The organism is Catonella sp. (genome assembly GCF_057250765.1).
On sequence record NZ_DBHIEC010000017.1, the window covers coordinates 19,975 to 31,068 of the forward strand.

General features: G+C 38.5%; 3 protein-coding genes. All 3 read left to right on the forward strand.

Features of this window, described 5'->3' with window-relative positions:
- Positions 1 to 4 precede the first annotated feature (4 nt).
- Complete coding sequence (locus tag ACO6HM_RS09380; protein WP_485390788.1) at positions 5 to 991, forward strand: ABC transporter ATP-binding protein; 987 nt, start codon at positions 5 to 7, stop codon at positions 989 to 991.
- Positions 984 to 1,949, forward strand: a complete 966-nt coding sequence (locus ACO6HM_RS09385) for an ABC transporter ATP-binding protein (RefSeq protein WP_208429843.1) — start codon at positions 984 to 986, stop codon at positions 1,947 to 1,949. Before ACO6HM_RS09380 ends, ACO6HM_RS09385 begins: the two co-directional genes overlap by 8 nt.
- An 818-nt stretch (positions 1,950 to 2,767) precedes the next feature.
- Positions 2,768 to 11,094 (forward strand): Cna B-type domain-containing protein (locus ACO6HM_RS09390; protein ID WP_485390789.1); only part of this gene is annotated, 8,327 nt, incomplete at its 3' end.

Consider the following 11,094-nt stretch of genomic DNA (forward strand, 5'->3'; position numbering starts at 1 on the left):
AAAGGTGGCAGAATTATTAGATATACGCAATCTATCGGTTGCGTTTGACACAGATTCCGGCAAGGTCTATGCAGTTAACAATCTAAGTCTCAAGATAGGAAGAAAAGAAACCTTAGGTCTTGTTGGGGAAACAGGTGCTGGTAAGACTACTACAGCACTGGCGGTAATGAAGCTGATACAGTCGCCTCCGGGGAAAATAACTTCAGGTGAAATTATTCTTGAAGGCCAGGATCTAATGACTGTTCCTGAAAAAGACATGTTTAATATCAGAGGTAATAAAATATCTATGATTTTTCAGGACCCGATGACATCTTTGAATCCTGTTATGACTGTAGGTGAGCAGATAAGCGAGGTAATTGAGCTTCATCAGAAGCTGTCAAAGGAAGAACTTCGCAAAAAAACTGAGGAAATGTTAGAGGTAGTTGGTATTCGTAAGGAAAGAATCAACGATTATCCTCATCAGTTCTCAGGGGGTATGAAACAAAGGGTGGTTATAGCTATGGCCCTTGCCTGCAATCCTGAGCTCATCATAGCAGATGAGCCTACTACGGCACTTGATGTAACCATTCAGGCACAGGTACTTGAGCTTATGAAGAACCTCAAAGAAAAATACGATACTTCTATGATTCTTATTACACATGATTTGGGGGTTGTAGCTGAAATCTGTGACTATGTATCGGTTATTTATGCAGGCTCAATAGTTGAATACGCTCCGGTAAAGGACATGTATGAAACACCCGGACATCCTTACACAAAGGGATTGTTTAATTCGATACCGAGTTTGGATGAAGATGTCGAGTCTCTCACTACAATCAAAGGCAATCCGCCAGATCCTTCAGCACTTCCGAGTGGTTGCCGTTTTCACCCTCGTTGTGATAAGTGTATGGAGATTTGTAAGCATACAAATCCTGAGCTCCAAGAGGTTAGTCCCGGACATTTTATAGCCTGTCATTTGTTCAAAAAGGGAGAGGGGGAATCTGAAAATGGCTAATGAGAGAGAGACTTTAGTGCAGGTAAAAAACCTGAAAAAGTATTTTCAGACTAAAAGAGGCCAGCTCCATGCAGTGGACAATGTCAGCTTTAACATCAAAAAAGGTGAGACCTTAGGGCTTGTAGGGGAATCAGGCTGTGGCAAATCTACTGTAGGACGAGCTATTATACGTTTACACGAGCCAACATCAGGAGAGGTACTTTTAGAGGATAAAAATATATTACAATATAAAACTAAGCAGGAAATGCGTACACTGAGAAGGGATATGCAGATAGTATTTCAGGATCCTTATTCATCACTCAATCCTCGTATGAATACATTTGACTTAATTGCAGAGCCGTTAAGGGTGAATAAATCATACAACGGACATAGTGAGCTTGAGAGCCGTGTTATGGAAATGATGTCAACGGTAGGCCTTGAGGAGAGGCTTGCCAATTCCTTCCCTCATGAGCTGGACGGAGGAAGGCGCCAGCGCATAGGTATAGCAAGAGCACTTATAGTAAGACCTAAGTTTATAGTTCTTGACGAACCTGTGTCAGCACTTGATGTATCTATACAGGCTCAGGTGCTTAACCTGATGGATAAGTTACAGCAGGAGTTTGGGCTTACCTATCTCTTCATTTCACACGACCTTTCGGTAGTACGACACATATCGGATAGGATTGCAGTTATGTATCTGGGACAGATTGTGGAACTTGCGGACTACGACCAATTGTTTAGAAATCCACTACATCCATATACAAAAGCGTTGTTATCAGCCATACCTATACCTAAGTATGGCTTGAACCGCCAGAGAATCTTTCTTGAAGGCGATGTACCAAGTCCTGTAAATCCACCTGCGGGCTGTAGGTTCTCAGGTCGTTGCAAAGAATGTATGGAACATTGCAAAGAAACTCCAGTTGAACTTATAGAGATGGAGCCAAATCATTTTGTCGCCTGTCATTTATATAGGAGGTAAAGATGATGTAATAAGCGTTAAATTTAGGTGCAATTGTAATTCAGACAATAATACAGGTGAATAAAACTAAAATATAAACAAGAGGACGGGTAATAATATCTGTTCCTCTTGTTTTTATATCGTTGAAATTTGAACTCGGCAAAAATATATATGATTATTGAAATCATACAAAAAATATAACTAGCAGAAAAGATTGAATACTAGTACAATCTTAAAATGGATAAATAATAGGATTAAATATAGTTATAATCAATAAAATTAATAATAATTATTGACATAAAATTGTATATAAATACCAGAACTAAGTGTAAGAGCCTGAATGTGTCAGTATAGAAAAGATCTTCCGCAAATCGGAGGGTCTTTTTTGTATCTCAATATGAATTTTGTTAAAACATAAAAATGTATAACACTAATAATGTAACCGTTTGTTTTATTTGGGGTTACATTTTAGTTTTTTAAAATTCACATTTTTATGGTAAAAAGACTGGTTTTGTTACTAAAGGTTATAGGGTGATTTTTTGAACTGTGAAAAAATATTATAAAAAATATTAAAAATATGCTTAATTATTTATTTAAAAAGTATAATGCATACTAAATAGATATGTATTAAGTCGTGCAAAATTCAATTAATTCCAAAATAATTATAGCCAATCTTAATGAACTTGCGAAATGTAACTAAAATGTAACCAATTGATGATAGAATGTATCTAATATTGAAAGTGTATTCTGTTCAAAACCAAAGTTTCGGTTACAAAATATACTTTTCGAGATAAAAACATTCATTTTTAGAAATCAAAAAAGCAAGAAAAGGAGAAGCTATGAAAAACGTGAGAAGCAAGTCGGTTCAATCTCGCTACTTCATACTATCAGTGGTGCTGATACTCTGTATGTTGATCGGCATGATCAACGGAGTACCATTTTTATCACAGGCATCAGGGCATGAAGAGCAATTAGCCAGCAAGAATGTCATGGCTAAGATTACGCTTGACGGGAAGAACCCTCCGGCAGGCAAATTCCAGTTTGAGTTAGTAGACTCAAGTGGAAAAGTTGTCGACAGAACCACTAACGACGCAGGTGGCAATATTATTTTTAAAGGCCACGAGTTAGAGGTTAAAGAGGCAAAATATACTATCAGATTGGTAGATGGCGATAAGAACATTAATTATGGCGAAACTACCAAGAATGTTAATGTATACCTCCAAGACAGCGAAGAAATCGTAGATCCTTATGATGATGCGGTAAGTTTTAGGGCTAGAGAAGTTAAAACGGGAGAATACGATCAAAAGATATTCGTAGACTATACCATTAACGGAAAGAGCCGTAGCACTCAGGCATTCTGTATTAATACAGATGTGGCATTAGCTGCCGGCACTAACATGATTCCTATAAAGGATCCGGACGATGCTACACTTGCTAAATATATTGTTCCTAGGATTTATGACTGGAAGGCAATATATGCTGAGGCGCATAAGAAAGACAAACTTAACGTAATATCTCTCCCTGGGTTTGTAAAAGTTACATTACAGAGAGCAAGATATGACTTTGTTCGTTATGCGTATGGTACTGCTACAAACAGTATTGCTAGTGAAATAAGAAATACTTTTGGTACAAACAGCATTTCTGATTTATTGCGTAAGACTCTGTACTATACAACAGAGAACAACTTTAGCTTAGACGGTATTCAGGTTGATCGTATTAGCGGTGCCAGAAAAATCGCTGCTGATAATTATATCAATAACGCAAAAACAGGTAAGTATAATGATTTTGACTATACATACCACTTAAAGCAGGCTATGGTTTGGGCTGTAACAGGTGGTATCTGGGGAACCAGAAGAGCGCACTATCGTTATGACAGTGAGCGTGGGAATGGTCGTATTGAAGAGATGTTCCCTAATGAGCAGGATGCTGTAATACCTGCAAACTTCAAGTCTCACATGCAGAAGATAGCTAGACAGAATTTCAATATTCCTGATAACTATCATATAATGATTTTTACAACTCCAGGTAACACTTCTCAGCCTCTTGCGTTTGGTTATTTCAACGATGGCCAGACAAAAAGAAGGGTTAAGAAGACTTGGCTTAATGTACCTAATTTTGAATGCAAATCTCAGAAGAGTGTAGAAGTAACAAAGAAGTGGGTTGGAAAAATAAAGGATGATTCTGTAAACGTTACCCTTAAGACAACTGACGGTAATGTTGTTGAATCAAAGAGAATCACAAGTGAAGACGGCTGGAAGGCTACATTTGGTCCTTATGATAAGTATGACGCTTCCGGAAATGAAGTAAAGTACAACATTGATGAGACAAAGGTAGACGGATATAACTCAACTATCACTGGTGATGATAACAACGGTTTTGTTATTACCAATACAGAAACTACCAAGATTAAAGTTATCAAGAAATGGTTCGGTAAGATTGCTGACTCCATAACTCTTGTACTTAAGGATGCTAAAACAAACAAGGTTATAGAAGAAAGAGTAATTAATAAATCCGATCTTCCTAACGGAAACAGTGATACCTGGGAAATCGTTTTTGAAGCGCCTAAGTATGATGCTTCAAAGAATGAAATCAAGTATACTGTTGACGAAGCTAAAATGAAGGGCTATACAATAAAGGCTCTTTGTGATGATACCAATGGCCACACAATCATCAATATTGAGCGTAAAGAACTAAAGGTTATTAAGAAGTGGATTGGACCTGTTGGTTCTGAAATTTCAATTAATGTAAGAGATGCTTCTAACGGTGCTCTTATTAGAAAAGTAAAAGTAGATGAGACCTACAAGGGTCTTGATAAGATTTTTGACAAGAAGAATAACATTACTACTTGGGTTATTCCTATAGAAGTAGATAAGTATACTGACACTGGTGCCGAGATATCTTATGAAGTTGAAGAAGTTAAGATGCCTAACTATGTCGGTACAGTAGAGAAAGATACCGATGATCAGTTTACTATCGTAAATGTTCCATCTGTTAGCTTCAGCGGTAAGAAGAACTGGGTAAACAGAGAAGGAAAGCCTGGTCAGGTAGGTAATAGAATCATTGTTCACTTGATGAAGGAAGGTTCTACACAGCCTGTTGAGACTAAGGTATTAAATAAGTCTGAATATGTAGGTAAAACTACATGGGATTTTACATTTAAGCCTGTTCCTTTATATGATGATAACGGTAGGGAAATCAAGTACTACGTAGAAGAGGAAGCTGTACAGGGTTATGAGAAGGCTGTAATCACAAAAGATTCAGCTGGAAACTTTGTTATCAATAACAAGGAAGAGCATAAGAACGAAAAGATAAACATCAAGGTTACAAAGAAATGGTTGAATAACAATGGCGAAGCAGGAATCCCTGCCGGTCCTATTGAAATCGCTCTTAAGAACGGCTCAAAGGTAGTTCAGAAGCAGACCATCAATCTTGGTGCTGATAAGTCAGTTTGGGAATTTACCTTTAACGACGTTGATAAGTATGATGATAAAAATCAGCCTATCAAGTATTCTGTAACAGAAACCGCTTTAGACGGTTATGAAACAGAAATCACAGGTAATCAGGATAGTGGCTTCGTTATTACAAACAAGAAATTACCTGAACCAAAAGAGAAAATCAAGATTATTAAGAAGTGGATTGGAAGAGTCGGTGACTCTATTACAATCACAATTAAGAATGCGAATACTAAAGAGGTTCTTGACAAAGTAACAGTTACCAGAAATACTAAGGGCTTTGTTGAGAGGAAGGACCCTTCACAGCCAAACATTACAATATGGGAAGTTCCATATGAAGTTAATAAGTTTGATGCTTCACGCACACCTATAGAGTACAGTGCTGAGGAGACAGCTTTAGAAGGCTATAACACAACTGTTTCAAAAGACAGCAACACTCAGTTTACTATAACCAATACTGAAAAGGTTAAGGTTAAGGTATACAAGACCTGGGTTGGAGAGGTAGCTACGAATGCAACAATTCAGTTGTTAAACGGCACTCTTCCTTATGCTACAAAAACCATAGATGAGTCTTTTGCTAAAAGACCAAATACTTGGGAAGTAACTTTTGAAGCTCCTAAGTACGACACTCAGGGCAGAGTGATTGATTACACTGTAACAGAAACAGCTATATCCGGTTACATTGCAAAGGTTATCAAAGCCAATGATGGAAGCTTCACAATTGTCAACACAAAGACAAAAAAAGAGAAGTACAAGATTGTAAAGAACTGGATAGGTAAAGAGGGCGATCAGATCACTGTTCGTTTTAAGGATAAAGCTACAGGAAAAGAGCTTTTTGTTAAAACAATACACAGAAATGACCCTGATCTTAAGAGAACTACATATGATGCAACACCTGGTTATGTTACCTGGGAAGTGTCTGTTGACCTTGACAAATACGGTGTTAATGGCGACAGCATAACCTACACAGTAGATGAAGATCCAATACCTGGCTACAACACATATATTTACAAACCGGGCGTAGAAACTGATAAGTATAACGTTATATGTGATAGGTTTATCATTGAAAACAGAGAGACAGTTGCTTACAAGGTTACCAAGAAATGGTTTGGTAAGATTGGCAATGATATTACTGTAGTTCTTAAAAAAGGTGAAGAGGTTATAGAGACTAAGACTATGTCTAAGGCAGACCTCAAAGCCGGTACAGACAATGAGTGGGAGATTACTTTTGCCCCTGTTGAAAAGTATGACAGATGGGGAAATGAAATTAAGTATTCAGTTGAAGAGATTACTTCTCCTGGCTCTGGATACACCAATAAAGTAATTGACCATAAGGATGGTAACATTACTATTATCAACACTGAAAATACCGAAATTATCGTTAACAAGAGATGGATTCGTAAGGTAGGTCACGAAGTTAAGCTTAAGTTAATGAATGGTGAAGAGGTTGTTGAGAAGCAGACATTAAATGCACCTCCTGTTAAGAATGCACAGGGTTGGGAAACTAGATTTATAGTTCCTAAGTATGATGATAATGGCAATTTAATTCATTATACAGTAACAGAGGTGGCTATCAGAGGCTATAAGGCTGAGATAACCGGAGATGCAAAGAACGGATTTACAATTACCAATACCAATGATGAAAAGGTTAAGGTAAAGGTAAATAAGAAGTGGCTTGGCAAGATTGGCGACAAGGTAACTCTTTCCTTGATGGAAGGCACAAGAGTTGTAGAAACCAAGACAATTGATGCTTCATCAGCAAAAGAAGGCGACCCAAGTACTTGGGAAGTTTCATTTGAAGCACCTATGTACAGCTTAAAAGGCTCTAGAGCTCTTTATACTGTAACAGAGGCTGCAATCGAAGGATACAAGGCTGATATAAGCGGAACTAAGTCAGAAGGATTTACAATTACCAATATAAGTACAGAAAAGATCAAGATAAAGGTAGATAAGAAGTGGCTTGGTAAGGTAGGCTCACAGATTACCCTTAAATTGATGGATGGTACAGATCTTGTTGATACAAAGACAGTAGATGCATCAGCAGCTAAGGACGGAGATCCAAATACCTGGGAAGTAGAATTTGAAGCACGTAAGTTTGACGACACAGGTAGAGAAATAGTTTATACAGTTAAGGAAGAAACAGTACCTGGTTATGAGACTAAGGTAAGCGGAAATCAGAAGGATGGCTTCACTATTGCCAACAGAGACACAGAAAAGATCAAGATTAAAGTTGATAAGAAGTGGATTGGCAAGGCAGCATCTGAGATTAGCATTTCCTTAATGGATGGTTCTAAGGTTGTTAACACTAAGAGAGTAAATGACACATTTGCTAAGGCAGGAGCTGTCAATACTTGGGCAGTAACCTTTGAAGCAGATAAGTATGATGAAAACGGTAAAGAAATTGCTTATACAGTAACAGAGTCAGCAATTGCAGGCTATGATGCTAAGGTAAGCGGAAATAAGAAAGACGGATTTACAATTACCAATACAAACACTGAAAAAGTTAAGATTAAAGTTGATAAGAAGTGGCTTGGTAAGGTAGGTTCACAGATTACAGTAGCACTTTTAGATGGCACCAAGGTTGTTGATAGGAAGACAGTAGATACATCAGCAGCTAAGGACGGCGACGCTAAGACTTGGGAGGTTTCATTTGAAGCACCTAAGTATAGTGAAGACGGAAGAGAAGTAGTATATGCAGTAACAGAGTCTGCAATCGCAGGCTATAAGGCTGAAGTAAGAGGAGATCAGGCTACAGGATTTACCATTCTCAATAAAGACACTGAAAAGGTTAAGATTAGTGTTAACAAGAAGTGGCTTGGTAAGGTAGGTTCACAGATCACCGTTAAACTTATGAACGGCACTAAGGTTGTTGATACAAAGACAGTTGACGCATCGGCAGCTAAGGACGGCGATGGCAAGACTTGGGAGTTTTCATTTGATGCTGATAAGTATGATGAAGCAGGTAATGAGATTACTTATACAGTAGCAGAGGAAGCAGTACCAGGTTATGAAACAAAGGTAAGCGGCAATCAGAAGGATGGCTTTACAATTACCAATAAAGACACCGAAAAGGTCAAGATTAAGGTAGACAAGAAGTGGCTTGGTAAGGTAGGTAACGAGATTACCGTATCCCTTATGAATGGTACTAAGGTTGTAGGTACAAAGACAGTAAATTCAACATTTGCTAAATCAGGTGATGCTAAGACTTGGGAAGTTATTTTTGAAGCAGACAAGTATGACAATGCAGGTAAGGAAATAGCTTATACAGTAACAGAGTCAGCAATTGCAGGATATAAGGCAAGTGTAAGCGGAAATCAGAGTGCAGGCTTTACAATTACCAATAAAGACACTGAAAAGGTTAAGATTAAAGTTGACAAGAAGTGGCTTGGTAAGGTAGGTTCACAGATTACCGTTAAGCTTATGAATGGCACTAAAGTTGTTGATACAAAGACAGTTGACGCTGCCTCAGCTAAGGATGGCGATGGCAAGACTTGGGAGCTTTCATTTGATGCTGATAAGTATGACGAAGCAGGTAATGAGATTACTTATACAGTAACAGAGGAAGCAGTAGCAGGTTATGAAACAAAGGTAAGCGGAAATCAGATATCAGGATTTACTATTACCAATAAAGACACTGAAAAGGTTAAGATTAAGGTTGACAAGAAGTGGCTTGGTAAGGTAGGTTCACAGATTACCGTTAAGCTTATGAACGGCACTAAGGTTGTTGGTGAGAAGACAGTTAACGCATCAGCAGCTAAGGACGGAGATGCTAAGACTTGGGAAGTTTCTTTCGAAGCTGACAAGTATGATGAAGCAGGAAAAGAAATAGCTTATACAGTAACAGAGTCAGCGATAGCAGGTTATGAAGCAAGTGTAAGCGGAACTCTTAAGACAGGTTTTACAATTGTCAATAAGGATACCGAAAAGGTTAAGATTAAAGTTGATAAGAAGTGGCTTGGCGGAGTAGCTGATCAGGTAACTATTTCATTAATGAATGGTACAATTCCTTATGCTACTAAGACAATCAATGCATCAGCAGCTAAGTCAGGAGACGCTAAGACTTGGGAAGTTGAATTTGAGGCACCTAAGTTCAATGCGCTTGGCGAAGAAATCGTATATACAGTAACCGAGACAGCTATATCCGGATATAAGGCAGCGGTAAGCGGAAACCAGAAAAACGGATTCACAATTACCAATACTCAGACCGGAACAGAGAAGTTCAAGGTTATTAAGAAGTGGATCGGTGCAGAAGGTGACAAGATTACCGTACGCATCAAGGATGCTGATACAGGAGCTGAACTCCTTGTTAGAACCATCACTAAGACTGATGCTGACCTTGTAAGAATTACAGATCCTTCAAACCCTAATGTAACAATTTGGGAAGTACCTGTTGAGCTTGATAAGTTCGATTCTGTAGGAAGAAAGATTACTTACAGTGTTGACGAAGAGAAATTACCTAACTATGGTAAGACTATCGTTAAGAGCAGTGAAGGCTTTACCATTACCAACACAGAAGAAGTTTCCTTCAAGGTAACTAAGAAGTGGCTTGGTCAGGTAGGTAACGAGATTACATTAACTCTTAAGAGCGGAGATAAGGTTCTTGAAACTAAGAAGGTTACAAATGCTGACCTCAAGGCGGGAACCAACGACACATGGGAAGTAACATTCAAGGCAGTTCCAAAGTATGACAGCTTAGGACATATGATCAACTACACAGTTGACGAGCAGGATGTAGCTAACTATGAAAAGAATGTAGTAAACAACAACAACGGAAGCTTCACCATTACTAACACTGAAAAGACTGTAATTAGAGTTGATAAGAAGTGGCTTGGTAAGGTAGCTAATGAAGTAACCGTTAAGTTAATGAATGGTACAGAAGTTGTTGGTGAGAAGACAATTAACGCATCAGCAGCCAAGTCAGGAGATGCAACTACTTGGGAAGTTTCATTTGAAGCACCTAAGTATGGCAAGGATGGAAAAGAAATAGCTTATACTGTAACAGAGTCAGCAATCGCAGGCTATGAGGCAAGTGTAAGCGGCAATAAGAACGAAGGCTTCACCATTACCAATAAAGACACTGAAAAAGTTAAGATTAAGGTTGACAAGAAGTGGCTTGGTAAGGTAGGCGAGAAGGTAACCCTTTCCTTATTGAATGGTACTGAAGTTGTTGATACAAAGACAGTAGATGCAGCATCTGCTAAGGCCGGAGAAGCTAACACTTGGGAAGTTTCATTTGAAGCACCTAAGTATGGCAAGGATGGCAAAGAAGTTACATATACTGTTACAGAGTCAGCAATAGCAGGCTATAAGGCAGAGGTAAGTGGCAACCAGGCAGCAGGCTTTACAGTTACTAATGCAAGCACTGAAAAGGTTAAGATTAAAGTTGACAAGAAGTGGCTTGGTAAGGTAGCAGACAGTGTAACTGTTAAGTTAATGAACGGTGCACAGGTTGTTGAAGAGAAGACAGTAGCTAAATCAGGCGATTCAAAGACTTGGGAGTTATCATTTGAGGCACCTAAGTATGATGAAGCAGGCAATGAGATAGCTTATACAGTAACAGAGTCAGCAATCGCAGGTTATAAGGCAGAAGTAAGCGGAAGCCAGTCTGCAGGATTCGTAATTACCAATAGAGACACTGAAAAGGTTAAGATTAATGTTAACAAGAAGTGGCTTGGTAAGGTAGCAGACAGTGTAACTGTTAAGTTAATGAACGG